This is a genomic window from Stutzerimonas stutzeri (assembly GCF_002890895.1).
In the GTDB taxonomy this organism is placed as follows: domain Bacteria; phylum Pseudomonadota; class Gammaproteobacteria; order Pseudomonadales; family Pseudomonadaceae; genus Stutzerimonas; species Stutzerimonas stutzeri_AB.
The window spans coordinates 101,130-127,447 of sequence record NZ_POUL01000008.1; the positions used below are offsets into that span (position 1 = coordinate 101,130).

The 26,318-nt window shown below is 56.7% G+C and carries 17 protein-coding genes and 2 pseudogenes; 7 read left to right on the top strand and 12 right to left on the bottom strand.

Annotated elements, in window-relative coordinates; genetic code table 11:
- Positions 1-223 precede the first annotated feature (223 nt).
- Complete coding sequence (locus CXK96_RS15535; protein ID WP_146030707.1) at positions 224-3,064, bottom strand: autotransporter outer membrane beta-barrel domain-containing protein; 2,841 nt, start codon at positions 3,062-3,064, stop codon at positions 224-226.
- A gap of 219 nt (positions 3,065-3,283) precedes the next feature.
- Here CXK96_RS15535 and CXK96_RS15540 point away from each other — a divergent pair.
- The 4 genes and pseudogenes from CXK96_RS15540 (at position 3,284) to dctM (ending at position 7,349) form a co-directional block, all read left to right on the top strand.
- Positions 3,284-4,443 (top strand): IS3 family transposase gene (locus CXK96_RS15540; RefSeq protein ID WP_102837348.1). Its coding sequence is split into 2 segments (ribosomal slippage): positions 3,284-3,536 and positions 3,536-4,443, totalling 1,161 coding nucleotides; the frame shifts between segments, so codons are not numbered across the junction.
- A gap of 7 nt (positions 4,444-4,450) precedes the next feature.
- A pseudogene (locus CXK96_RS15545) lies at positions 4,451-4,894 on the top strand (TerC family protein); the annotation flags it as partial.
- A 547-nt stretch (positions 4,895-5,441) separates the two neighbouring features.
- On the top strand, positions 5,442-6,068 hold the full coding sequence (locus CXK96_RS15550; RefSeq protein WP_102837349.1) for a TRAP transporter small permease: 627 nt from the start codon (positions 5,442-5,444) through the stop codon (positions 6,066-6,068).
- Positions 6,069-7,349 carry a C4-dicarboxylate TRAP transporter large permease protein DctM gene (gene dctM / locus CXK96_RS15555; RefSeq protein ID WP_102837350.1) on the top strand — a complete coding sequence of 427 codons (1,281 nt, stop codon included), beginning with the start codon at positions 6,069-6,071 and terminating at the stop codon, positions 7,347-7,349. It abuts the gene before it with no gap.
- Positions 7,350-8,498: 1,149 nt separating this feature from the next.
- Here dctM and CXK96_RS15565 read toward each other — a convergent pair.
- The 6 genes from CXK96_RS15565 to CXK96_RS15590 form a co-directional block, all read right to left on the bottom strand.
- Positions 8,499-11,114, bottom strand: a complete 2,616-nt coding sequence (locus CXK96_RS15565; RefSeq protein WP_102837409.1) for a hypothetical protein — start codon at positions 11,112-11,114, stop codon at positions 8,499-8,501.
- Positions 11,115-11,118: 4 nt separating this feature from the next.
- Complete coding sequence (locus CXK96_RS15570) at positions 11,119-11,961, bottom strand: hypothetical protein (protein WP_102837352.1); 843 nt, start codon at positions 11,959-11,961, stop codon at positions 11,119-11,121.
- Positions 11,958-12,788 (bottom strand): TRAFAC clade GTPase domain-containing protein, encoded by an 831-nt coding sequence (locus tag CXK96_RS15575; RefSeq protein ID WP_256061648.1) that lies wholly within the window; start codon positions 12,786-12,788, stop codon positions 11,958-11,960. The genes CXK96_RS15570 and CXK96_RS15575 overlap by 4 nt, the downstream gene beginning before the upstream one ends.
- Before the next feature lie 197 nt (positions 12,789-12,985).
- Positions 12,986-14,014 (bottom strand): GTPase-associated system all-helical protein GASH, encoded by a 1,029-nt coding sequence (locus CXK96_RS15580; RefSeq protein ID WP_102837354.1) that lies wholly within the window; start codon positions 14,012-14,014, stop codon positions 12,986-12,988.
- Positions 14,014-15,378 (bottom strand): metallophosphoesterase, encoded by a 1,365-nt coding sequence (locus CXK96_RS15585; protein ID WP_102837355.1) that lies wholly within the window; start codon positions 15,376-15,378, stop codon positions 14,014-14,016. The genes CXK96_RS15580 and CXK96_RS15585 overlap by 1 nt, the downstream gene beginning before the upstream one ends.
- Before the next feature lie 67 nt (positions 15,379-15,445).
- A complete protein-coding gene (locus tag CXK96_RS15590; protein ID WP_102837356.1) occupies positions 15,446-16,216 on the bottom strand; it encodes a nuclease-related domain-containing protein in 771 nt (256 codons plus the stop codon).
- Positions 16,217-16,405: 189 nt separating this feature from the next.
- Between CXK96_RS15590 and CXK96_RS15595 the strand changes: the two are divergent.
- A pseudogene (locus tag CXK96_RS15595) lies at positions 16,406-17,141 on the top strand (metallophosphoesterase family protein).
- A gap of 79 nt (positions 17,142-17,220) precedes the next feature.
- Here CXK96_RS15595 and CXK96_RS15600 read toward each other — a convergent pair.
- From CXK96_RS15600 to CXK96_RS15610, 3 genes are read right to left on the bottom strand one after another with little or no spacing between them, the layout of a single operon-like run.
- Positions 17,221-18,030 carry a DUF3037 domain-containing protein gene (locus tag CXK96_RS15600; protein WP_102837357.1) on the bottom strand — a complete coding sequence of 270 codons (810 nt, stop codon included), beginning with the start codon at positions 18,028-18,030 and terminating at the stop codon, positions 17,221-17,223.
- Positions 18,027-18,770, bottom strand: coding sequence for a HipA family kinase (locus CXK96_RS15605; protein ID WP_102837358.1), 744 nt, complete (start codon positions 18,768-18,770; stop codon positions 18,027-18,029). Before CXK96_RS15605 ends, CXK96_RS15600 begins: the two co-directional genes overlap by 4 nt.
- Positions 18,771-18,787: 17 nt before the next feature.
- Positions 18,788-22,240, bottom strand: coding sequence for a class I SAM-dependent DNA methyltransferase (locus CXK96_RS15610; protein ID WP_102837359.1), 3,453 nt, complete (start codon positions 22,238-22,240; stop codon positions 18,788-18,790).
- Between the two features lie 696 nt (positions 22,241-22,936).
- On the opposite strand from CXK96_RS15610, the gene CXK96_RS15615 reads away from it, so the two are divergent.
- The gene (locus CXK96_RS15615) at positions 22,937-23,278 is read left to right on the top strand and encodes a transcriptional regulator (RefSeq protein ID WP_146030708.1); all 342 of its coding nucleotides are present in this window, start codon (positions 22,937-22,939) and stop codon (positions 23,276-23,278) included.
- Positions 23,279-23,681: 403 nt separating this feature from the next.
- Here CXK96_RS15615 and trfA read toward each other — a convergent pair whose 3' ends face one another.
- On the bottom strand, positions 23,682-24,578 hold the full coding sequence (gene trfA / locus CXK96_RS15620) for a plasmid replication initiator TrfA (protein ID WP_336442443.1): 897 nt from the start codon (positions 24,576-24,578) through the stop codon (positions 23,682-23,684).
- Positions 24,579-24,588: 10 nt separating this feature from the next.
- Entirely contained in the window at positions 24,589-24,807 is a 219-nt protein-coding gene (locus CXK96_RS21005) for a plasmid-related protein (RefSeq protein WP_102837361.1), read from the bottom strand.
- A 457-nt stretch (positions 24,808-25,264) separates the two neighbouring features.
- Between CXK96_RS21005 and CXK96_RS15630 the strand changes: the two genes are divergently transcribed.
- Complete coding sequence (locus CXK96_RS15630; RefSeq protein ID WP_256061647.1) at positions 25,265-26,311, top strand: MarR family transcriptional regulator; 1,047 nt, start codon at positions 25,265-25,267, stop codon at positions 26,309-26,311.
- The last annotated feature ends 7 nt before the right edge of the window (positions 26,312-26,318 follow it).

A 26,318-nucleotide genomic window follows, 5' to 3' on the forward strand; every position in this document is an offset into this window, starting at 1 on the left:
CCTGCAAGTGCTGCAAACGCTGCGTAATTTTGGAACGTCCCAGTCAAGGCGATGACCTCTCACGAGTAATTTCCCCCTAACAGGGGGCTGCGGTTTAAGCGGAGCCCTTAACCGTAGTCCCTAGCCAGAGCGAAATGGCTGGATCGCTCTGCTATACGTCGGCAGAAGCCAAACAGTGGATAAGAAAAAGCCCGCCGAAGCGGGCTTTTTCTATGCGCTGGACTTAGAAGTCGTAACGCACTTTCGCGGTGAAGGTGTCGGCATCAAAGCCGGACTTCATCTGACGGTCGTAACCGACAGTGAAAGTCACCTGATCGCGGCGGTAGCTAGCACCCAGGCCCAGCTCGTAGGTATCACGAGCGGAAGTGGCGCCGAAGGTATTGAAGCTATCGCCACCAGCCAGGAACGCTGCTTCTGTCTTGGCCTGATCGCCAATGAAATCATGGAAGGCCATGACTTTGGCTTCAGGAGTCAACAGACCGCCTGCGACGTCGAACTGACCGGCCAAGCGCACACCGGCACCCAGTTCAGCCACTTCCATACGCTGCTCGTTCTGGATAGACAGCGAACCCGAGGAACCCTTCTCGTCGTATTTCTCAGTAGTGACTTTGCTGTAGCGACCAGCAATGCGCGGCTCAACCACCAGGCCATTGCTCAGGTCGAAAGCGTAGCCAGACATGACATTCAAGCCGAACAGTGAGCTGTCGTAGTTGGCAGTCGACTTGGTGCCGGCAATGAAACGCTCAGCGTCGTTCTTGCTCAGACCATAAGTCACGCTACCGTCAACGAACAGGCCGTTGTCAGTCCAGCTGCCGTAAGCAGTCAGAGCATGAGTATCAACGTCAGTCTTGTTGCTCAGGTCGCTCGCTACGTCAGAGTTGATGAAGCTGTAGGACAGGCCAAGGGTGGTCTGCTCGTTCAGCTTGCCATCAGCACCAAACAGCAGGCCCTTGGAATCAGAGCTGTAGCCTTCGATACCGTCGCGCATGTCTTGATTAGCATCGCTGCTCAAAACCTGAATCCAACCACCCACTTCATCAAAGCCTTCACCAGAAGACATGCCGCTACGAGCAGCGCCCATACGGCCGCCGATAGCTGTGGAGATCATGCTCTGGCCACCCATAGCAGCCTGAGTCGAACCGCCATTCACATCCGGGGCCAGTTGGGCTGCGATACGAGCGATAGTTGCAGTGTCATTACCTGCTTCGATCAGAGCATTGGCAATCGCGTCGTTCGTTTTCAGGCTGCTGATGATCGAAACAAAGCGCGATCCAGCAGCCTGAGCGTTGCTGTTACCACCACCCTGCGCGATTACCGCTTTGTTGGTTTCTTCAGTGTTAGGGGCAACAACAACAGTGCCGTCACTAGGCTTGGTTGGCTCAGTCGGAGTCGGCTCGGTCGGAGTCGGATCAGTCGGATCGGTCGGAGTCGGATTAGTCGGCTCGGTCGGCTGTGTTGCGTCTGGCTTGGAAACATCGGCACCGATAGAGGTTGGCGTGATGTTCAGGCTAGAAACCGACAGCAGTGCAGAACTGCTCTTCAGCAGCAGGCCGTTATCAACGAGCGAGCCAGCTTCAATCAGTTTGTACGTCTTGCCAGTCGAGTTGAAATCATCGACTGTCGCGTTGAGCATAACAATCGAGTCTTTTTCGAAGGTCGCAGTACCTTCTACAAACAGGATAGGACGAGTTGCGTCGGTAGCGGCGCTCAGCGGTAGACCCAAGGTGCCGCCTGTAGCAACAAGCAGGTTACCGCCGGTGTACTGATCATCCCAGCCGTTTTGAACGGCATGGTCAGATTTCATGATGTACGAGTGGGGCTGCGTAAAGTTGAGCTGGGCTCCGTCGTAGATGTTGACCTCTTCGTTGACTTCAATAACGTCGCCACCGAAGTTTGCAACACCATATACGTCGACTTCACTCAGTCCGTACAATTTGCCGTTGATGTTTCCGCCAAACCAGTCGAGATCAGTCTTTTCGTTACCCTGAATGGCAATGCGGCCCGTAATTTCACCGGCCATTTGGTGGATCTGGAAGAAGCCATAGCCGACATCGGTGTCGAAATCACCGTCAAGGGTGTCAGGGTTTACATTGAAATTGTTGACCTTGATCGCGATTTCTTGACCATCAATGACACCAGTGTTGACGATGCCAACGTCTACGGTAGGTGACTGGTAATCAGCGCCATCATCCAGGTAATTACTACCGATCTGGATAGCCACTGCGCCTTCGCCAGACCCAACAATGGAGCCGTTATTGACGATAGAATGCAGTTGAGCCCCTTCCTCAAGGCTAACGCCCTGAGAGTTGATGCCCTTGCCGATAATCACACCGTCGTTGACAAACTTACCAGTGAACGCGAGATGCTCAAGCTCAACAGCTTCTACGTTTTCACCTTCGGCAAAGATTGTGCCGGCGTTGAAAAAGCGATCACCGGTAATGGATGTGCCGTCAATCATAGACAGAGCAGTACCATCCGCCCCTAGCGCCTGGATGCTGCCGTGGTTTTCAAAGCCGCCGATTGTCGCGCCCTGAAACATTACACCGGCAAGACTCTCCATTTCACCGGAGATACCAGAAGCGGTGATTTCGCCCTGAACCTCGTTGATGAACAAACCACCAATCTCAGCAGAGTCAACCAAGATGCCGGTCGCATCACGGCCTTCAGAGAAAATGATGCCACGGTTGATGACGTTACCCGAAACACGGGTAGGTTCGCCGTCCTCGTATATACCCGAGCCAGGAAATGTTTCGACTTCTGAATAGTCGAAATCAATGCCAGACGGATCATTGACGAAGGTGTTGGTCTCATCGGTGTAGCCGTTGTCGACCGAGGTGATGTTAGCCTCGTTGACAAGGTCACCGGTGATTTGAGATCCGGCGAACTCGGCGCCATCATCAGAACCTTCGTAGCTACCAGTCAGGGTCAGCCCATTGGCATAGGAGCCTGTGAAAGCATCTTCACCACGATTAGCACTGATATCAAACGACTCAGCGAAAGCATGCGATGCAGCCATCGAAATCGAGACAGCTAGCAGGGTTTTTCTTAGGTAAATAGTGTTCAACTAGAAGATCCTTGTCGGTTGATGCCTGCGAAGCGCAGTTATTCTTTGCCCAGAATGTCGAAGGCTAGGATTAATCCCCTTGATTTTATGATGCTAAGCAAGGCTTTTAAAGCAGAATCATGTTTTTTTTGGCGCCAAACAACCAGCGATTACTTTGTAGTGGTCTACTGATCCCGGACACCGATTTAGGCGAAAATCCTCGCCATTAAGAGGTGTTCGATGAGCAAACAACGACGTACGTTTTCAGCCGAGTTCAAACGAGAGGCAGCCTTAGTACTAGATCAGGGCTACAGCCATATCGAGGCCTGCCGTTCGCTGGGCGTCGTGGACTCGGCTTTGCGGCGATGGGTGAAACAACTCCAAGACGAGCGCCAGGGCGTTACCCCAAAAAGCAAAGCGCTGACACCCGAGCAGCAGAAGATCCAGGAGCTAGAGGCCAGGATCAACCGGCTGGAACGGGAGAAGGCGATATTAAAAAAGGCTACCGCTCTCTTGATGTCGGACGAACTCGATCGTACGCGCTGATAGACCAGTTGAGTGAGCAGGAGCCGGTAGAAGTGGTCTGTTCAGCGTTCGATGTGGCGCGGTCGTGCTATTACGCCCATCGCCTCCGACGTCGCCGTATTGATGCTCGTCGCGTTGCGCTGCGCAGTCGCGTCAACGAGTTGTTTAGCCAAAGCCGGGGTTCGGCTGGCAGCCGAAGCATCCTGGGCATGCTGCGCGAGGAAGGCGTAGAGATTGGCCGTTTTCGTGTGCGTCGACTGATGCGTGAGTTGGGGCTGGTCAGCAAGCAGCCGGGCTCGCACGCCTACAAGCAGGCCACGGTTGAGCGCCCGGATATCCCGAATCGACTGAACCGTGAGTTCGCAGTTCAGCGCCCGAACCAAGCGTGGTGCGGCGACATCACCTACGTCTGGGCGCAAGGTTGTTGGCATTACCTGGCCGCGGTGCTGGATCTGCACACGCGTCGGGTGGTTGGCTGGGCGTTCTCCGCCAAACCGGATGCCGAGCTGGTAATCAAAGCCCTCGATATGGCCTACGAGCAGCGCGGCAAGCCACAGCAGGTGCTGTTCCATTCGGATCAGGGCAGCCAGTACGCCAGCCGCTTGTTCCGGCAGCGGCTATGGCGCTACCGAATGCAGCAGAGCATGAGCCGCCGGGGTAATTGTTGGGACAACTCGCCGATGGAACGCCTATTCCGCAGCCTGAAGTCGGAGTGGATACCACAGACCGGTTACCTGACGGCACAGGAAGCTCAGCGGGACATCAGCCACTACCTGATGCACCGCTACAACTGGATCAGACCGCATCAATTCAACGGTGGGCTACCGCCAGCGGTGGCCGAAGAGAAACTTAACCCACTGTCCGGGATGGGTTGACCACTACAAGATTCACCACAGCATGGACCCCACCCCGGGCGGGGACATGTTTGAAGGCAAGCCGTTAGAAAACGCCGCGGTGATAGGCTTTAGTGCTGCGATCGCCCAGATCCTACTACTCGACCTGGTGTTCTCGGTCGACAGTATAATCACGGCGGTCGGCATGACTGACCATGTGGCGATCATGGTCATCGCCGTTGTTGTCGCGGTCACCGTAATGCTGGTCGCGGCCAACCCACTAGCCAAGTTCATCAATGACAATCCAACTGTCGTGATGCTCGCCCTGGGCTTCCTGCTGATGATCGGAATGACGCTGATCGCAGAGGGATTCGGCGCCCACGTCCCCAAGGGCTATGTGTATGCCGCGATGGCGTTTTCCGCAGGCGTCGAGGCGTTAAACATGTTGGCGCGGCGTGCCAACCAAAAGAAGGCAGGACTGCCTAGGCAATAGGCAGGGTTTGTACCGCTTGAAGTACTGCTGGCGCCTGCAAGCAGGCGCCTAACTAATCCGAACTATTCGGTATCGGCGAGCTATTAATCTCGTCCCTGTCCCGTCCCTGTCCCTGTCCTTGGCTTGGCTTCGGCTTGCTTGACCGTGCAATGCCGTTGAAACGATAAACGCTGGCACGGTTCATGGCGGAACTCCGCCCTGGTGTTCTGACTAAAGGCGGAAACCCGCCCTTTATATCGACCTTTACAGCGAAGACTGCCTGGCTTTTATATCCGCTCTTCTCATTAGCGTCACGGCAGGAAACGATCACTTTCTCAGCCGGCCCAGCAGTGACGCGTGGCGCCTAATTAAGTCGATCTCATTTCCGCCATCGCAGCAATACACGTGGTCTCCTGGCATATGCCTTGCTCTCCAGATTACCGACAGGTCATTGAGTACCGCAGCTCATGGCAGCCGCTATGAGCATCCCTATTCACGCCTGCCGCGGCTAACTCAACGGCACGCCTCAAGTGCCATATAACAATGCTGGTCTACTGGAGAGACATCCATGAACGCCCTAAGGCGCGCTTGGGATCACTTTGAAGAGGGCTTCATTGCCTTCCTGCTTGCTGCCATGACGCTGGTCACCTTTGTCTACGTCATCCTCAATAACCTGTACACCTTGTTCTATAGCTTGGGAGACCGCTTCTCGTCCGTCGAAAATGTGTTCTTCGTCCTAGGCGACTTCACCATCGGGTTGGCCCAATCGATGACCTGGAGTACGGCCCTGACCAAAGCGCTATTTGCCTGGCTGATCTTTTTTGGCTTGGCCTATGGTGTGCGCACTGCAGGTCACATCGGGGTAGACGCTCTGGTCAAGCTCGCCCCGCGTCATATTCAGCGCCATATCGGAATCCTGGCATGCGTATTCTGCCTCGGTTATGCAGGCCTGTTTGTCTTTGCCAGTTACAACTGGATCGCAGCGCTGTTCAACGCACATATCGGCGCGGAGGACCTCGGTCACTTCGGCGTTAAGCAGTGGCACATCGGGATGATCGTCCCGATTGGCTTTGCTCTGGTGTTCATCCGTTTCACCGAAATCCTCGTACGCATATTGCGCAACGAGCAAACCGGGCTGGGCCTGGTAGATGAAGCCGCCGAAGCTGTGAAGCTAGGCGCAGAGGAGTCGAAGTAAATGACCATTCTTTTCCTCTTCGTCGCGCTCTTCGCGCTCATGTTTATCGGTGTGCCGGTCGCAGTCTCATTGGGACTGGCTGGCTCGCTGACCATCCTCTTATTCAGTCCTGACTCGGTAACCTCCCTGGCAATTAAGCTGTTCGAGACGTCCGAGCATTACACCCTGCTGGCCATCCCATTCTTCCTGCTCGCTGGCGCGTTCATGACAACCGGTGGCGTTGCCCGCCGATTGATTGATTTCGCCAACGCGTGCGTCGGCCACATCCGGGGAGGACTGGCCATTGGTGCCGTTCTGGCGTGCATGCTGTTCGCTGCATTGTCTGGATCAAGCCCGGCTACCGTGGCGGCTGTAGGATCGATTGCAATTGCAGGTATGGTGAGGTCCGGTTACCCGCAAGCCTTTGGCGCAGGCATCGTCTGCAACGCCGGCACGCTGGGAATTCTCATACCGCCCTCGGTCGTTATGGTCGTTTATGCCGCTGCCACCGAGACTTCGGTTGGCAAGCTATTCATGGCCGGTGTGGTACCCGGCATCATGCTTGGCGTCGTGCTGATGGCGGCCATCTACATCATTGCTGTCAAAAAGAAGCTGCCTGCACTGCCCCGGGCAACCTTCAAAGAATGGCTCTCAGCCGCCCGAAAGGCCGTTTGGGGTTTGCTGCTGATGGTCGTGATTCTGGGCGGCATCTATTCGGGCATGTTCACACCAACCGAAGCTGCGGCAGTCGCCGCGGTCTACTCGGCTTTTGTCGCAGTGTTTGTCTATAAGGACATCACGCTTCGCGACTGTCCAAAGGTCGTTCTCGAGTCGGGCAAGCTGTCGATCATGCTCATGTTCATCATCGCCAACGCCATGCTGTTCGCGCATGTGCTGACGACCGAGCAGATTCCGCAGCAGATTACCGCCATGGTGCTTGAGGCGGGTCTGCAGCCCTGGATGTTCCTGCTGGTGGTAAACATCGTGTTGCTGGTGGCCGGCGCGTTCATGGAGCCCTCAGCAATCATTCTGATCTTGGCTCCGATCCTGTTCCCGATCGCCGTGGAGCTAGGCATCGATCCGATTCACCTTGGCATCATCATGGTGGTGAACATGGAAATCGGGCTTATCACGCCGCCGGTTGGCCTGAATCTGTTCGTCACCTCAGCGGTAACGGGCATGTCAGTACCGCAAGTAGTGCGCGTAGCCATGCCGTGGCTGATGCTGCTAATCAGCTTCCTGGTGCTGATCACCTACATCCCGGCATTGTCGCTGGCACTTCCGAACGCGTTGGGCATGTAAGTCTCGCCTTAGCGGAGCCCGGCCTGGCCGGGCTTTTTGACTCATTACTCCAGTGGTCGCCTGTGTTGGCTGCCGTCATAGCTACAACCAACAACGCTTTGCTCCCAAATGCCGCACCCTAGCATTTAGAACAAGTTGCGGCACAACGCTAGCATTAGCGATTGGACGCCGGAGGGCAGAGTCCTGCCCCCTTTTAAAACCGTTCAGGCCTAAGACCTCTAGCCGGCCTGAATGATGTCAATCTGTCTGGTTTTGGCCGGAAGCAGTCATTTCTTAAACAAATTACAGACGCAAAAAAGCCCCCATTCCTCGCGGGATGGGGGCTTCTGCTTGGTGGGCCCGCAGGGACTCGAACCCTGGACCAAAGGATTATGCTTACCACTACGGCTTTCGCCGCCCCTTTCGAGTTTGTGGTCTGGACTATACCTTCCCATTACAGGCTGGCCGTCTAGTCTCTACACCTTCTCCCGTAACGCAGGGAGCTTGGCTCGGTATTGGCTTATCCCAAGGGAGTTAGCTTTCACCGACTTTGACCAGTTCTACCCGCCACCAGAGTAAACTTGGTGAGGGGCAACCCATTAGAGGTCTACCATGCACCGGTCGCCCGATGTTTAGGCTCGCCTCGCTAAGTCCTCTGCTCTAACCAACTGAGCTACAGGCCCGATATTGCAATTCTACGGGCTATACGCCGTCGGGCGATAGCCTGTAGACCGTCGTCCGGTGCAAACCTGGACCAGAAATGGACCAGACGACTTCTTCTCAGCCCTTGGAGATCGTCATAAACGAGCCTAAGGCCTTGAAGCTTAAGGCGAAACCACTATGGATTCACCAGATGAACGAGGATTATGAGTTGCCTAGAAACGCTGCAAGCCCAGCAAAATTGGGCGTAGCTAGGCGTAGGTACGTTGAGCTGAAAGTAGCGTTGTAGGTGGGTTTAGGCGTAAATGAGCGCAAGCTGTAAAAGCGTGGCACTGTACCGCTTGCGTACCTTTGAGGGTGATGGTGGGCAGCGGTAGATTCATCTTGCGCTCCACCGCTGCCCCCCTATTTCTTTGACCTTACAAGCGGGGCGAAGAATGAGTCGTGGTATCGCTTATTGATTAGCTATCTGAGGTGCTCCAGACAGCCGCTATAGCGGATGACCACTTCTTAAAATCTCTGTGACCGGATTACGTCGATCGTCTGATCGACAAAGCGTTGGCCATCATCGCTTAGACGGTTCAGATCATTCTCGATTCGCGCGAGATACTCTTCGCCACCATACGACTTAGCAACCCGCCCAAGGATTTTGGCAACGTCGCTGCATCTATATGCGGTTAGAGCCAGGTCCCCGGCCCTCCAGTTTGACGACATAAATGCTTCGACCAGGCCATGCCGTGCGCTCTTACAGCGATCCCAATCAAAGAAGGGGATGAACTTCAGGAGCTCGGGTACGTCGTCGGCTTTTGCCAGTTCCCGATAAATTATGGGGAATAAGGCTGCGATCATCAGCGAGACAGGCTTGCGACGAGAGCTAAGCAACATTGGCATGAGCCGGCCTGCTGCATCGGTGAGTGCCTTGTGCGATATTTTCTCCGCATCAAATATGAGCCTCGCGCAGGCGTCGTTGGCCATTTCAGACAGATCGCAGGCGTATCGCCCTTGCAGGGCGCAAGCGATTTCGTCGATAGCCCCAACGATACGTTGTCGAGCGGCCGAGGGTGCCTTCTCAAAGACGATAAGGTTCCGGCTCGCGAGCTCGGCGTCGATACCTCGCCCCAACCCCGACCTGGCGGCCCATCCGCCGTCAACTTGCGCGCCGAGAATGCCAAGTAGCAGGGACAGAATCTCGGTGTCGTCACCATCGAATCGGCTGTGCAAGCACCTTTCCAGTGCGCGCCCAGCGATATCGTACTTTCGGGCATCGTCGACCTTAGGGATCACAGACCTGATGACACAAATGTAAGCGTTAATTGAGAGGCTGCCCTGCAACGCCACACGCACCAGTATATCGACGGCGTTGTCCGGAAGACGCGCGATCACGCGCTCACCGATGGCTCCGTCGGACAGCAGTGCAGCGAACTGCTTGTCGTCGGCACGCTCCAGCACACTCACGAGCAGCGCAGTGGATGTCGGTTCGGACAGACGCTTTTCGTCCAGAAGCCACAGTATGTCCGCCCCGATGGGGTCGACCGTTCGCGCGAGCAGTGCGTCCCTTCGCGCAGAGGCGTCCGACGAGATCAGAACATCACGAACAGCTGGCATCCCCCCAACCTCACGCGCCCGCTCGATGAGCGTGGTGCTAAGCCGCTTGGCCTGGAAGTCATTTGCCTCACCAAGCCAACGAAGCTCTGCAGCAACTCCCTGGGAGTCCAGCCTGTTGATGATGGGCGTGGCCGCAGAAAGCTGCCGATCCTCGATCAGAAAGGGGAGCATCATCATGCCAGCCCTATCCGCAAGCTCTCTGTCAACCTCTGTTAGGACGACTCCCATCCTCCTGATGAGCCCTTCGTCCACGGCTACCCGAGCGGTCAGTGCGCCGCCTTGCGAAACAAGGCGCGCGATGATGTCCGTAGTAGCATCGACAAGCACCTGTTCAACGCGCGGTGCCGCTCCGTTGCCGAGACCTATTGCGATGCTGGGGATTAAACCTTCGATCGCACCTTTTGGATCGGGTTGTAGCAGCAAACTGACAGCCCCGTCGGGCGCATGCTCGGCGAGATATTCCGCGAGTTGCTCGACCGCAATCATGCCGGCCGGCATGTTGTGTCCCTGCATTTTCCGCGCGATCGCGCCGACGAAGTCCCAGGCGTCATTGGGGGGTAGACTGCCCGCAGCCCGGCAGGTGGCCTCGGCCAGTCGAGGTTCCAGCAAACTTATCGCTGCTGCATTGTTGACCATCCCCGAATTGGCAATATCAAACAGCCCCAAGGCGGCGGTGGGCGTCTGGGGCAGCTTGTCGAGAAGTTCGTCCCACAACAGCGCTATACGCAGAGCTGCCGCGCTGTCTGCGTTACGGTCACCTAGCAGGTTGATTTCACGATCGGACAGCAGTCTTGGAACAGGCTCATCGAAGACGCGTCGCACGATAGCCCCCGTCCACCTATGCCGATCAATCTGCGATGAGCGACCGTCCACACGACGCCCAGGCCAGTCGGAGAACTTGGCCTTGGCATTCGACGGCGCGAAGACGAGGTCGAGGTCGCGCCCGCCTATTTTTCGGGGCGACAGAGCGAACGTCGAAAGTGAAAACCGCCGCCGGATGTCGGGCCACAGTGCGGTGAGTAGACGCAAGGCGATCAGCTCTGGGTCAGGTGCGTCAAACACCACTACGGGCTTCGCATCTTCGAGGAAAAGCGCCTCAAGCAGTTCGCTCGCGCTGAAAGTTGGGGTGGGAGGAAGCCGCTCTTCAAGCTGTTCCTCAATTTCGATGCGCACCGCACTCATCTCAGTCGGCAGTTCGGCCGAACCGAGCAGGTGAAGGATGGGGATGAGCGGCGGGCTGAGCGACCATGTCAGCACATCGATCAATACGCTCTTGGTTCGGACGCAGCCTGCCCGGGACACGGAGTGATCCTGCCATGTCCTGGCGATAATGTAGTAGGTTCCGCTCGGTAGCGGATAGGCCGAAAGATAGGGGGCGAATTGCTCCCTGGGGCGTAGGGGGCCGGCCACGTCGGAAAGGCGGTCCACAACTGCCTGATCGTCCTTGGATAATATGACGGACGACGCAAGCAACTGGTGCCCCTTGCGATAGCCGTGGATCTGTACTTCGGCAATGGTCACAGCTTCAAAGGCCCACTGCCCAGGCGATCGGGAGGGTGACGTCGGGATCCCGCCGCCATCCATCCTCGTCACCTACCGCGACCCATCCCTGGCCATCTATCCCGGCCTCCAGAAAGGCCTGCCGATAGTTAGGGTCGTGCTTCAGGTCGCCGCCGACGACGCTGAGGCCGAATATCTGGACGTCGAGATTCTCTAGATCGGCCAGCTTGCCGGCGACGAGCGGGTATTCACGCTCGAGATAGGAGGCGGGGCCTTGCTCAAACTTGCCCTCATCGACCCTATCCCATGCGGTGACGACGACCGAAAGACGTGGAAGCCCGCCGTCCTCGCGGTTGGCAAGTGAGCCCTCGAGAAAGCGGATCAGCTCACACAGCATCACCTGTGTTGGGAGCCCCTGATCCTCCTCTCCACCGAGCTTCTCCAGCATTTTGCGCGATGTCACCCAATCGAGTGGCCTGACATCCTGGTCGGAATCAACCCGCACGAAGAGCAGTGCGGCGTCCGCCCGCCGCAGTTCGTTCATCCAGTCCGGGGCAATTTCGCTGTCGATGACGGCCTGGCGCCAAAGCTCGCCCGAGATGTCGGGTACTACGACTCGGGATCGCGGCCCGTCCTTTATCGCTGCTACGACGACCTCGAAGTCGCGACGGGAGTCGCTGTGTTCGGAGCGCGGCGCGAAGCCTCCCTCGAAAAGGTGGTCAGTAACCTCGAGCACGAAGTTGATGTCTTCGGGCTGCTCTGCGGCATGTAGTGCGCCGGTTCCGTCGTCTAACGCCCGCCATAGACGGCCAATATAGTTGGTCTTACCCGAGTCTGGGCCGCCAAGCAGCATAATTGATCGGCTCATCGGTCCCTCCTATAGCTCAGATAGGCGCGATCGGCCTCGGTCGGATCGCTCGAATTCCAGAAGGTCGGTCGCTCGGCCGGTTTCCCGACGGTTAAGTCGATCAGATCGGCTATGCCAAATCCCGCCGGCACGTTGTCCGGATTGTCGGAGAACGGAGCGACGCCCACTATCTCTGCCCTCGCGTTGCGCCGGGCGAGCTCCGTCTGCAAGCGGTTGACCACGTTGTCGGCGAGGACATGCAAGTCCCGGTGAGTAACCACTATCATCAATCGTGGTGCATGGCCGTCCAGCATAGTGTTCAGACGCCCCGCGAGCTGTCCCACACGGGCGATGAGGCCCTGACGTTTCTCGATGTCGGCGAGCGTGCGGCCATCGAGCACGATCCAGATAGCCTCAGCAGACTTCATGAAGTCCAGCCGATCTGATCGGGCCGTATTGACGAGCGCCTGTGTCCATTCCCCTGGTACGTCGGGAAGCGCCATGTCGACGCGTCGCCCGTCAGAAAGCCTGACGAGTCGGAGGTGCAGGAAACCCGGACCATGATCGTCCGCTAACTCGGTGTGGACCGTCATCTGCTCCGGCACCTCTCCGTTATTCCAATCGCGGGCACCGCGAGCGATATCCTCGAAAGCCGCCAAGCTTCTGCTGTCCGCGAAGGACCAGCCCTCCAGCATTGCATGCGAAACAAGCAGGTACAGGCTGGCCAGGCACGCCGTTTTTCCGGACTCTGGATCGCCGAGGATGCCAACCACATTGACGTATCTGGTGCCCATTAAGGCATTCAGATCCTCCAGTCCGAGCGACCGACTAGACGCAAGTGCGCTCATGCGCACCGGCTGAGTAAGTACAGGGGAACCCAGTGGGTCAGCGGACTGTGAAGCTATATCGTCATAATCAGCGACATCCGAAGGCGTCGCACCGGCTCCGTCCTGGCGAGCACGGTTAGTGCAGCTTGACAGGTCGCGCTCGAGTGCACAGAGTCCCGTCTCGTCGACGGTACATCCTTCGAATCGGCACGATCCGCTCATACCTTGCCCGTGCCTTGCGACATCAATCTGATGAGCGTTGCTTCCAGCAGCGCCCGTTCACCCCACTCCGAAACTCGCCGCTTCAAGGGCGCACCCGACCCATCCACTTCGCCAGTGGCCAATGCATGGAGAAGAGGGAAAACGGAAGGATGGGCGAGGGCATTGGCTCTGATAACTGCGGCGCTGAGTGCCGCACGGTCGTCGCCGATTGCCGCAAGTAGTTCCGCCAGGTCGAGTTCAGGATCCTGGTCCAATGTGCGGAGGACGATCTCGCGATGTACCTCGCAGGGAAGACGACGAAGCATCCTTGCACCTTCGATGCCGGCGGCGACTATCCGCGTTGGCTCGGCGATCTCGGATAGTTGTTTTTTTAGCAACCTGCTACGTCCTAGCTGCGCCCACCACAGAAAATCTAGCTCCTCGCGATCCAGTGCGGCATTGCGACGCAGCGCTTCAACCGTACCGGCCATCGCTTCTTTGAAATCATTGGTCGCCACATTGTCCGCATCAATGGTGATCTCTACATCGGACGGGTCGGGGACACTGATCCGCTCTCTTGCTTTCTCAGCCGATGTTGCACTCAAGTCGGTAGCCGCAGTGAGAACTTCGCGGCGAAGATTCTCGCGTCGTTCGGGCGTCAGTACCGGTTGATACGAAAGTGCGGACCAAAGCGCAGCGGCATAGACATCGACGTACGACCACCCCGTGGCACCCGGGGGGGTACTTAGGATGGAAACCATCGCCATGCCAGCACAGACGCCAACGTCCAAAGGGCGCTCCTCATAGAGGAAGGATGGCGACTTCTTCTGGATGGCTGCCTGAACCTCATCGCCTAGCGCTTGTGAAGGGGTGCCCTTGCCACTAAGAACCTCGGCAACATCTGCTGCCCTAGAGACGATGCTCGCAGTAGTTCTGTCCTTCCGCCAACTCGTTGCGAGGCTGGTCGCCGCCGCACGACGGGAATCCACATCGCTATCGCTTACAGTGACGCCGGAGATCCGCATGTGAACCGCAATATTGTTCATTACCGCGCCCCGTCCTTTCGCTCGCCAATTAATTGATCGATCATCTTCTCGACTTCCCCCAGCTTTCCATTTCGGACAAGCATGTCGAATAACCTGCGTTCCAGCCCCTGCGACATCCGGTCATCAAAGTTTTCCGGAAGAGCGTCCAGCTCCACTAGGATGCGTAGGCGCTCTCCTTCGAGCAGGTCGCGGAAGAACCGGAGCCTAGCGGTCTCGTAACCTTCTGCCTTCGGTTGCATGGACTGCGGCTCTCCTTCCAAGGACTCCATCGGGATCATTTCGATAGTAGGTACCACGGAAGATGCGCTCTCTTCGGCAACCGGTGCATCTGTAAGTTGAGCCGCCGTAGGAGCGTCCGGACGGTCCGCCTTGCGGAAAAACGGACATGCCAACCGGAAGTTGGGATCCTTTCCGCCCAGCCGCTTATCATCGGCCTCGAAACAGGTGCGTTTCGCATTCCATGCCCTGGGATGCATCGTCACTGACAGTCCGTCGATTTCTTCATCCCAGTCGAATTCTATTATGTTGTACGTGAAGGTGTAGATGTCGTTGGACTTGTAGGGGACGGTAGCGCCGGCAGCAAGCATCATCACGTCGCAGCCCGTCTCGACATTGTCGATCGATACCATCGGGTCGTGTTCATGGCCAGATATGAAAATCCGAGCTCGGCTGCGGATGTAATCCCGCACCTGATCTTGATCCTTGTACCAGTTCAACGGGTGGTGAACGAGGACAATGTTCTCCACCCCAGGTGTGGGGGGGATGGTGAATTGGCGTGCTCCTATCATCAACTCTGGGTACTCGTCACGCTCTCCACCATGGCAGAGGAGGGAAGAATTGAACCTTATGAAGCGGATCGCTCGCCCAGGCGCGAGGTTCACTTCCATCTCGGACGCATACGCGCCTTCGTTATTGAGGGGGCAGTTGTAGCCAAAGCTAAAGCGGCCGTAGTCCTCGAACCGAGCGAAGAGAGCTGCCCGATCTGTTGGGTTGTTTAGGATCTGCTCGTATTCCGTAGGGCCACCCGCACGAATATGGTCGAGGATCTGCTGCCCGGAGAACGACAGCTTTGAACGGTCGAGATCATGGTTGCCCGGCACCATCTGAACACGATGGATCTCCACGCCGACACTTGCTGCCAGTTCATCTAGCCATTTTCCGGCAACCTCATATTCCGTCCATTTTCCCGACTGGGTAATGTCGCCGGTGACTAGAATGCCGTGGGCGCTCCCGCCCGCTATTTTCGAGACAACTTCTTTAGCGTCGGCGATCAGTTGTTGTTTGACGTCACCGTGGATATGAATCCGATCATCCTTCTCTTGACCGAAATGGATGTCGGAGACGTGAACAAAGACTGCTGGCATATGATCCCCTCTTAACGGTCCTGTAGCGCTAGATGCCGCCAGTTTGCTATTCGACATCTTCCGTGCCTCAGAGGCCTTGTATGGTTCGGCACTGGGGAAACCCCGAGCAGCCCCAAAATTGATGCCCTGCTTTTGCTCCCGATTTAACGGTGCGTATCAGCAGCGCGCCGCCACATTTCGGGCATTGCCGTTCGGCTGTTGGATCACTCCGGCGTTTAAGGTTTTGCACATGCTCGCGGTGGGTGGCGAGGGTCGGTGCGCGGCGGCCGGTTTGCAGGGCGTGCAGCATCGCGTCGACTTCAGCCTCGCTGAATCGCTGTTGTTGGAATGACTTGATATGGCGGATAAAGCCAATGCCCTGGGTCACGTTGGCCGGCACCTCGGTTTTGAAGGTGCTACCGCCGACAAAGGTGATCACCGAGTGCAGGTGCTCGGGGTTAACGCCAAGGGTGGCTTCCAGAGCTTTGAGGTGTTTGTAGTTCTGCCGCAGCGGGTTCTGGAACTTGAAGGTGCGTTTGTAGAGCTTCTGCGTCCACTGCGCCTGCTTCTCGCTGCCGAATATCCAGCCACTCATATTCTTCGTTTCCAGCACGAAGATGCCGTAGGGCGAGAGGAATACGTGGTCGATCTGCGTGGTGCCGTCTGGGGTGTTCAGCGTGACGTTGTGCAGGCGGCGGTAGGTCTGCTTATCCAGCTGCCAATGGGCAAACAGCCGCACCAGGAGTTCGCCGATATGGCCCTTGGCCCACGGCGATTTGAGCAGGCCGATCAGCAGCATCAGCGGGATAAACCAGCCGAGCGTGCCCCAGACCTTCGCGATGATCGGGGTGAAGTCCATTTCTTAACCTTCAGTAATCCTGAGTTATCTGGATATTACCGAAAGTAAGCGTAAGTGGACGAAAGTATTCAATGACTCGTCTAAGCCGGGCCATTGCCCCAGGTTGTTTGCAAGAACTCGGGCCAGTATATGTGGATATGCACCTGGTTGGGCTCGCCGCTGAGCCTGACTAAACCACTGAGAAAGATGATGCGTATTCACCTGCTGTCCGACCTGCACAATGAGTTCAGCCCATTTTCTCCAGAGCCCCTGGACTGTGATGTGGTCATTCTGGCGGGCGACATCGATGTCAAAGCACGCGCTGTTGAATGGGCCAGGCAGTCCTTCCCTGGGCCGGTACTGTACGTGCCCGGTAATCACGAGTTTTACGGCGGGCACCTGACGAATACCCTGCAGAAACTAAGAACGACGCAGGATGATCGCGTGCGGGTGTTGGATCGTGATGAAGTGATCTTGGCCGGCGTGCGTTTCCTTGGGGCGACCATGTGGACGGATTTCGCCGCTACCGGTAACCCGCCGATGGCGTGCATGACTGCGCAGAGTTCTATGAATGACTTCCGACAGATCCGCACAGAAAGCTACAGGCGCATCCGGCCCGCTGATTTGGTTGCCCAGTCAGTGCAGACGAAAGATTGGCTGCGCATGAAGTTGTCGGAGCCATTTGGCGGGCCAACGGTGGTGATCACCCACCATGCGCCGACGCTACGCTCTCTTCAGGGCAACCCCCATGCCGGCACTCATATGGATGCCGCGTATGCCAACCGCTGGGAAGGTCTTATGGGGGCCGAGCAGATGGCACTGTGGGTATGGGCATTCACACATTGCCGTCGACTATGACATGGCAGGTACACGTGTGGTCTGCAATCCAAGGGGGTATCCGGGCGAAGAGACTGGCTTTCGCTCGGATTTGATCATTGAGGTATAGCCCGCTGGGGTAACGCAAGAACAAAAGCACAAGGCCCGGATTTACCGGGCCTTGTGCAGAGCAGGAAAGCTGCTTGAGGCTATTGAACGTAGCTCTGCGCGAAGGCGGCGATTTTCTGGGTGGCCTGATAGTCGACCAGTTGCATACCGCGTTCTTTGATGCTGTCCTTGGCTATCTGCACCGCTTTGCGGTGGCGAGGCGATTCACTCTCTGCCGGGGCGGCAACAGGGATTAGCACGTTCTTCAGCTCAATTATCCCTTCCCGTTCGGCGCGCACGAACTTCATTAGCCACTGATCGCAGTGGTCAAGGATTGCGCTTGGTTCGGGCTGGTCAAAAGCTAAAGGCTTGATGGCAGCGACAACTTCATTGCGGTGAACCAGGGGTAGGTGCAGCTTGGTCAGATCGCCGGTCAGGGTGTCATCGCGGAAGCTACGGATAGACGCTTCCGTGAACAGGGTGCGAATTTCACGAACCATGACTTCTTCACGACGATCACGAGCCATGCCTTGACGTTCGATATACCGACCAAAAAGCTCCTCAAGAGTGACATCAACGTTTTCCACCAGGATCGAGCGCATGGGGCTGAAGCGAATCAGCGACTCCTTGGGCTCAGTCAGGAAGCGGAAGTGGTTAACGATCTGGGTCTCTTGTGCTTCTGCCGTCATCGAGCGCACTGCATCCAGTTCGGTTTGGGCAATTTCCATTGCCTTGGCGAACAGGTTGTTGCATTCGAAGAAACGATTGACCCGTTTTAGGTTTTTACGGGCGAGCCTGTACTCCATGCGCCCAATGGCCGGGGCCGAGAGAACGATGCCGACATTGGCAAATTCTTCGGTTTCGGCAAAAGGCGCGAAGCGCACGATGCTGTAAAGACAGGCGTATTTCATTGCAGGACGCTCCAGAATTCGTCCGAATTGCAGCGCATCAGATTACTTTCGATTTCTTCGAGCAGAATGTCGAGTCCCTGTTTGCCGATAGATGCACACCATTCATCAGGTATGTCTGAGCATAGGTCACGAAAGCGTTTGGCAGTGTCGTGCATCCGCTGACTGTATTCAACCTTGTCGACCATATCCATGCGCCATGCCCGATTGCTTGGGCCAAACACATGGCTCTGGGCGAACCCATGAGCATCCTGAGGCCACTGGAATGCCTGGTTGTGGTCAATCAGTTGCAGCTGATTGTCTGTGCCGCACATCAGCAAATTGGGGCGACCGCCAAATGGGCCTAGCTGACGATCACCATTACCAACCCAGTAATCAAAGGTGAAAACGGTTTTTTGTAGATCGACAGGAACCTGCAGTGCTTGCGTATAAAGCAGGTCTGCAGCGTCCGCGACATAAGCCAGGGCGAAGCTGTCACCAGGCCCTAGGTCGCTGCGTGCTTCTGGGTTGTAGCGCAGCAGGGCGGGGTCAATATAGATATAGCCGTGTTCGGGGATTGGCAACCCGAAGTCAGCGGCCAGGCGGGCGCACAGCAGCTCGGCAATACGCTCGGCGGGCGGTAGTTCCAGACCCTTGGCCACATAGTATTTGCCGTTGCTGGCTCGGCATAGGAAGGGGCGTGTAATACCGCCCTCCAGTCGCCGGATGATCTCCACCGCTTCTATGTAGTTACCCTTGGCCATTGACGACTTCCTTTGCATCAGCCGGCCAGACGATACTGATCTGCGTCCTGCTGCACCATGCCCAGCTCTTCCAGGGCATCCAGTACGGCCTGTACGGCGACCTTGGGTGAGCGTTTGAACTGGGCGGCGAGGGCGTCGGCGGGCAGTGGGCTTTGGCTAAGCGCATGGCGCACGGCGGCGACCTGTTCGCGCATTTGCTTGGGCCAGGTGAGTTTGCCGGTGGCGGCTGCGGCGGCAGGGACGGATTCGAAATCCGTTGTGTCGTCCAGGTCGGCTTCGCTTTGCTCCGGTGCGACGGAGGCGCTTGGGTTTTGGTACTCGGGGCGCAGCCAGCGGATGTGGCCGCGGGCTTCTTCTGCGGTTCGCTCGATATTCAACGCCACCAGGCGGGACAGCAATTCTTCTTCGGCTTCGGCCTGCGCCTCGGGTTTGTCCGGCAGCGGCGTGGTAGCGCCAGGCTTGCCCACCAGTTGTTCGGCCAAATCATCCCAGCCATAGGCGGCGAAGACGGCGCGATCCAGTTCGTCGTGCAGTTCGCGCAGCAGGGAGACCAGACCCTGTTCGTGGATGGTCTTCTCCTTGGCGCTGAGCGATTCACCAGCGCGGATCTTTTCAAGCACGTTGTACATGCCGGTTAGGGTCAGCTCGGGGTGTTGTGCCTGCTGGCGTTTGCGGTGGGCATCCAGGCGTTCGGCCTGATTGCGGATTTGCGCTTGTTGCTCGGGCGTGGCATCTGGGAAGGGGAAAGTTTCGAAGCAGCGGCTTTTGTTATAAACCGAGTCGTTGCCGACCCCCAACTGACCTCCAGCAGCCATTGCCCATATGCAATGGAGGCGACCCGAAAGTATGCCAAGTAGCCAAGCATCTGCTAGCCCGAATGCAATTATTTTGTGGTCTGGAAGTACAGACGAGTCCAGAAATTGGAAGAAGCGGTGCTTGGCTGTTTCTCCTGTTGCGATATATCGGCTGAGACCATTGATCATGGTGCGCAGTGCAGGCCGAGGGCGACCAAATAGCCACCAGCTCTTCCGGAAGCCTTCGTCCTTATTGGCGTCGCGCTCTGGCTTCACATACTCCAAGAGCCTTTGATAGGCGGTCGGGTAGCGCTCGCAAACCTCGCTGGCAGTTAGGCCAAAGAAATCCATAACCCTCACTCCCCGAGGGCGGTTGGCCAAGTCTTTCCCGTTGCGATAATCGCGAATATGCAGGTCCAGCCCGGCGATTACGCCCAGGCCAATTTTCACCGCCACGTCCGGCTGAAGAATAAAACCAGATCCTGCCAACATGACGCCCATGGAAGTGATGTTGGCATTAGCCTGCAACTGCTTGCTGCCTGCAACATCCGCACCGGCTTTCAAATCGGCAAACAGCTTGCCCCGGCGCTCCTGCAGATTTACTTCGATTTCGTCCTGTTCCTGTGCGCTGCTGTATTCGTCGCGTAAGGTCAGCAGTCGGCCAGGTTGCTCCTCGGCGCTGCCGACAGTCATTGCAATGCGTACTTGCGCGCCGTCGGCTGCGTCCACCCAGGGGTGATCGGGAATGGCGAAGGCCAGCGATAGCGGGATTTTGGCTTCCAGATGAACCTGTACAACGCGGCGGTTGAATATCTGTTTGATGCTGTTTGTGGTAATAAAACCAAACCGGCGAGCGCTGCCGGCGCACACGGTTTCGGCCGCGATATGCCACCAGTACATAACGAAATCGGCTGAATCCGGCACCTCCGGCCAGGTGTTGCGTACTGCATCGACATATCCGTCGCCAAGGGCAGAGCGCATATTCACTTTGCCGATGAATGGCGGATTGCCCACGATGTAATCTGCCTGCGGCCACTCGGCCTTACCCGGGTTGCGATAGATGTACTGTTCAACTTGAGCCGACTCATCCGGCACCTGCTCGCCGGTAATCGGGCTGGTTTTGGTGGTTATGCCGTCCCAGCGTGTAAACGGCTTGCCGCTTTCGTCAGTCACTAGATCCACGGCGTCGTAGGTAATCAACGCATCGCGGTGTTCGATATTGTGGAAGTCACGTAGCACCGGCTCGGGCGGGTTTACTTTGCCGTGGGTGCGGAAGTGCCATTGCAGGTAGCCGATCCACAGCACCATTTCTGCGATACGGGCGGCGCGTGGGTTGATCTCCAGACCGAGGAATTGGTGCGGGTCGACGGTGAGGCCTTCGGTGTCCAGCATGCCGGTTTGGCCCAAGTCGCCCAGCAGGTTGAGTACTTCGCCTTCGAGGCGCTTCATGTGCTCCAGGGTGACGTAGAGGAAGTTGCCGCTGCCGCATGCCGGGTCGAGTACACGCACGTCGCACAGGTGGCGCTGGAAGGCTTTTACTTCTTCAACGGCTTCCTTGTGCTTACCCAGGCTCTCGTAGGTCAGCGCGGCCGCCTGTACTTCCTTCCATTCGGCGCGCAGTGGCTCGATCACGGTTGGCAGAACCAGGCGTTCGACGTAAGCGCGAGGGGTGTAGTGCGCGCCCAGCTTATGGCGTTCACGAGGGTTAAGCGCACGTTCCAGCAAGGTGCCGAAAATGGCTGGCTCCACATAGCGCCAGTCGGCCTCGGAGGCCTTCAGCAGCAGCTCCATCTGATCACGGTCGAGGGCGATGGCTGACGCCTCGGCGAATAGGCCGCCATTGAACTTGAGCAGCGTGCTTTCCAGGATCGGCGAGAAGCCGCCGCTGTTCATGGTTTGCCAGAGGTGTTCAAGCATCGGCGCGAAAGTGTCGGGCTTGTTCTTCAGGCGCTGCAGCAGCTCAGTAAAACCGCGTTCGGGCAGCAGGCCAACGTCCTCGGCAAACATGGTGAACAGGGCACGCATCAGGAAGCTGGAAACCAGCTGCGGAGAATGGCCAGCAGCTTCTAGGGACTTCGCCAGTTTGGCCAGTTGATCGGCAATCTCTCGTGTGACCTTGGCTGAGCGGCGGGCCGGGTCGAGGCTGAGTGGGTCAAGCCAAACAGCGCTCAGGCGCTCGCGCACATCTTCTTTGCGCAGATCTTCCAGGCGGATGCGGTGGCTGCGTGAATCCGGGTAGGGCGTGTAGGTGGCACCGGAGCGGCTGAACTCGGCATACAGCTCGATGTTGCGGCCAACATCCACGACCAGGATGAACGGCGGGCGGCCTTCATCGGCTGGCAAAGCGCGGGCGTACTGGTCGGCCTGGTTGTGGGCCTTGAGCATGGCTTTGTCCCAGCCTGAGCTATCCAGGGTCTTGCCGGTTTGCTTGGCCTCCAGCACGAAGCTGCCGCGCTTGTAGAGGTCAATAAAGCCGTTGTTGCTGCTGCCGTCAGGCTGGTTGATCACTACGCGGCGCTCAAACACATAGGCGTTGTCGCGGGTGTCGTCGCCGGCAGGTTCTGGCAGTGGCAGCCCAAGCAGGCTGCATAGCTCGGTGAGGAACAACTGGTAGTTGGCGCGCTCAGTACCGCCGGCCTTTTGCCAACGGGCCAAGAAAGTGTCCAGGTGTTCCATCACGGTATTGCTCCGACTACGAGAAGGGCAAGGATTCTAACGGAGCGACCTGGGCTAGGGTAAATCTGCGTGGCTGACCGAGTACGGTTGTCTGGTTTGTTCATAGGCCGATCCTCCATCGCCCTACGTCCTCTGGCCAACAACACACCGCTGATGGTCCGCTCCGCTGTAATCTGCGTTGGTTTTGATCCTTTAGTAGCGCTGGGGCTACAAATGTAGAGGACATGACAGTAACTGTAGCCTCAGAGCTACAGTTTCGGTGGTGCGCAGGGCGGGATGAACCGGGGCGGGGGAGCGTGTGTGGCGCAAGCCGGGCTGGGCTGCTTTTATCGTGATGAAGAACTCCCACGGCAATGATCAAGGTGTTCGGAATTGCTTCGGATCGTAGATCCGGGGTTTCAAAGGGGAGCCCCCTTTGGCGCCGGATGTGTATACATCCATAGCGTGCCTGTAATTGATATGGTCTTTATACGAAGCAATTTGCTCGGCGTGGATTTAAGCGATTTGTAGGGAGTTTGTAGGCGATTTGTCAGGAGTCAGCCCAAGATTTCTAGCGATGGAGGCAGTTTGTCCGGTAGTTGTCAGGCGTTTGTCAGGCCCATGTCAGGTGTGCTGGGTGTCCGAATGCTACGGAACTAAAATGCGCGGCAACGAGGCTTCAAAAAACACTGTTGAGCTGAAGAGTTGAGCGACAGCGTGCGTGATGAAGAACTCCCAAGCACTCATCTGCATACGTTGCAAATCAGCCCCAAAGGAGGGTTTATGGTCCAGTTCATAAATTACGATCCGGCAGCGGCTCTCTCCGATGCAGAAGCCAGAGCGATCTTTCTAAACGACGCATTCGAGACTCAGGACGGCGACCATATTCTAGGTGCCATAGCTGTCGCTGTTCGCGCCTATGGGGCGCGCAAGCTAAGTAGTGAGACAGGCATTTCATGGCACAGGTTAGAAACCTGTAACGACCTGGACCTGTGCAATCTGATCTCGGTGCTGCATGTGCTCGGAGTTCGCCTGGCAGCGCTTAAGGTAGGCAATTGATGCTTGAGACAACGCCAGCATCAATCTAACGCGGCCTAATGGCCTTGTTGGCACGACCTCGCTGCGGCAGCTCCGCTACCTTGCAAATTCGCGCTCGCAGGAAGAGCAAACGTAGGCTGCCGCAATACGCGTCTGTGCGTGATCGCCTCTCATATACCGACCGCGCAGAAAGCTTGCTCAGTCACGACTGTATCGTGCCGCTTTAGATTAAATATGATTAAAAAGGATTAGAGCGACGCGGTAATCTGGGTGAGCCCTTATGGCACTAGGGCTGCAGGCTGTTTGTCCCTGTGGATAAATGCCAACGTAACGGTATTTGCTGGTCAACGTAACGGCATTTTCCTGCCAACGTAACGGTAATGGCTGGTCAACGTAACGGTATTTCCTGGTCAACCTAACGGTATCAATCAGCTAGGTTTTGTCGTCCTAGTTTCTTGCGAAGATGCCTGTGCTGGCTTCCGGTAGGCCGCTTGCGAACGTATACCTTCCCTTCGCATATTTCATAGCTAAACGCCTGCCCAAGTGATTTATGCGCTTCTGCAAGAGCGGCTAGTGCACGCTTCAGATTACGTTCAGCGCTCGCTGGGCAAGCGTCGTCACTTCCCGCCATGTTCATAAGCGTTTTAATCGAAACAGGGAAAGGGTCAGCGTGGCTGGCGAAATAGCCATGCAGCCATTGGGAGAGCGGCTTATGTGTAAGCTGGCGACGAACACTCCAGTCAATGTGAGTGAAACCCTCTCGACCAAACAGGCCCGTTAGCTTGGGGTTGAGTTCGATGACGAGCTCACCTGTTTCCTCGTCCCGGTAAAATTCATCGATCAGGCTCCCGGTATATGACCGCTTCCCGTCTGAGATCTCGATTGCAGTAGCCGTCAGCCGGGCAAGGCACCGATACAGCACTCCTCTGTTCGGACCTGTGTCGGTTTTCCCCTGCAGTTTCAAGAGTACATACGCGCTACTGCGAAACGGCAGGCCCAGATTATTGGCACGGCAGACGTGTAACAGGGTGATCCAAACGTTATGGTCAACCTGGTTCAAACGTTGTCCTGTGTAGCGGATGGATGTTGGGTTTTGCGCGAAGATTTCGGCTCGCTCCAAGTATCTGTTTGATCGGCTCGAACTAAAGAGGGCTGACCTAAGAGCTACGTTCGGTACGCCACGTGACGAAGCAGGCCAGTCAGGTAGCGTTGACGGCGGGGATGAGCCAGAGCCAGCGTCGGTTTTTTTCGTACTGGGATGCAGCTTCCTAGACTCTTCCAGTCGTGCAACTGCGCTTTCTACAGACAAGGACAAGGACAAGGACCTAACCTCAGGCCTGGTCGATGAACTGTGCGATGCCTGCTACTCGAAAGTAAACGCGGCGACCTATTTTCACCCTGCAGGGCTTTAATTGCCGAGCGAGCTCGTTGTCCCCAGATAGCGTTATGCGCAGTCCTTCCGGGCTGCGATGAAATATCTCTGCGACTTGCGTTATCGAAAGGAGAGGGGAGCCCCCGTTGCTGGTCAAAATTAGTTCTTCAGTCGTCATGGCCCTGCGCCTACCTAAGTAATGTAGGTGGAACAGTACGGATAATTACGCCTAGAATAAGGGCTACTTTTTTAACGCAAAGGTTGACATGGCTCGCGCTAGATCTCTTGAGCATCTGCTAGCTATGTTCGCCAGCGACTCCCGCTGCTCCGCTGCGTTTAAGGCTGGCTTCGAGTCGGTCTTCTCTGGCCTGTCTGCGTCGTCAAGTCTTACCTCCAGGCGTTACCCAATCTGGCCTTTGGTTCGTGAGCACCTTGATGACGTATTTGACGATTGCGTAGAACAGTACAAGGGCGACTGGGCGAAGGAGCTGCTATCAGGGGCTCGTTTGTCCGAGATGGCGCGTCGGCCGCCGCTTTTCTCGGCTGTCCCGTGCCCTAGGACCGCTGCTCATAGGGATGCCGCATTAGCTGTAGTGATCGTGGAGAGTGGTTTTGAAGGAGCTAAAATCGACAGCATGCCAGAGATTGATTGGCAGCTCCTGAATCTGGAACGATGGGATTCAAACCTGAGATTTGCGCAGCGCAGCTTGCTTGACCTGACGGGCACTCCAGATCCGAACGCTTATGCTTTATGCGGCGCCCTTGAGTCGGTGCGGGAGCTGTTTCGGTTGTTCAGACACTTCAGGCCTAGGCTCACTAAAGCTCTGATGCAGTTTGACGCGCTTATGGACTGTCGTACTCGGCCACAGGGTGTTGCGTATTGCGAGCTCTGTTGGCGGGAGAGCATCCGCTCCAAAAAGCTGCAGGACATCGATGCTAAGGAAGGGCGCGAGGTAGGCGCTTTGCTTCGTTCTGATAGCCACACGGAAGATGAGCGAGAGGTCAGGTGGGCGCAGGCGATGTTGCTGAAAGCGAACCAGCATCTCCCGCCGGCAGTGGCGTTGATATCTAAGACCGACGCCGCAGAGCTTGATCGCATCTTTGAAAGGTGCCGGGTCGACCGAATGACAGCGGGGAATCTAAGCCAGCGATACTGCTCGATCCATAAACCTGGGTCATCGAAATATCATGCGGATCTGCGTTACAGGGACGCGTTTCAACGCCAAATTTCTGTGCTGATGGGTTTGGCGAGGTCTGACTACGGGATCGATTTTCAGCCTCCTGCTGCTGCGGACATGCAAGAAGTGCGTAAAACAGCCTATGACCAGGTGCATTCGAGGTTGCATGCCATAGCGCCAAAGCGAGGTGCCTCATTGGGGCTGCGCGAGAAAGTCTGGCTGATGCATGGAGAGGGGATTAGCCAGTCTGAAATGGCTAGGCGACTGGGTGTTTCACGGCAGGCAATATCGAAAGCCAAGAAAAGTTTGGAGGCCTTGATCAGCACGCAGCATGCCGGTTGTTACCTTAATCCGCTAACAGGCGAGGCGCACGTATCTGAGCTGACGAGGAACAATATTCGGGACGGTCTGGAGCGCGGTCTGACAGTTGTTGCCATCGCCAAAGAAGTTGGCTTAGGGAAGGGCACCGTTGATGGATTGGTTCGGCTGATGGGCGCTCGATGACCCGCGC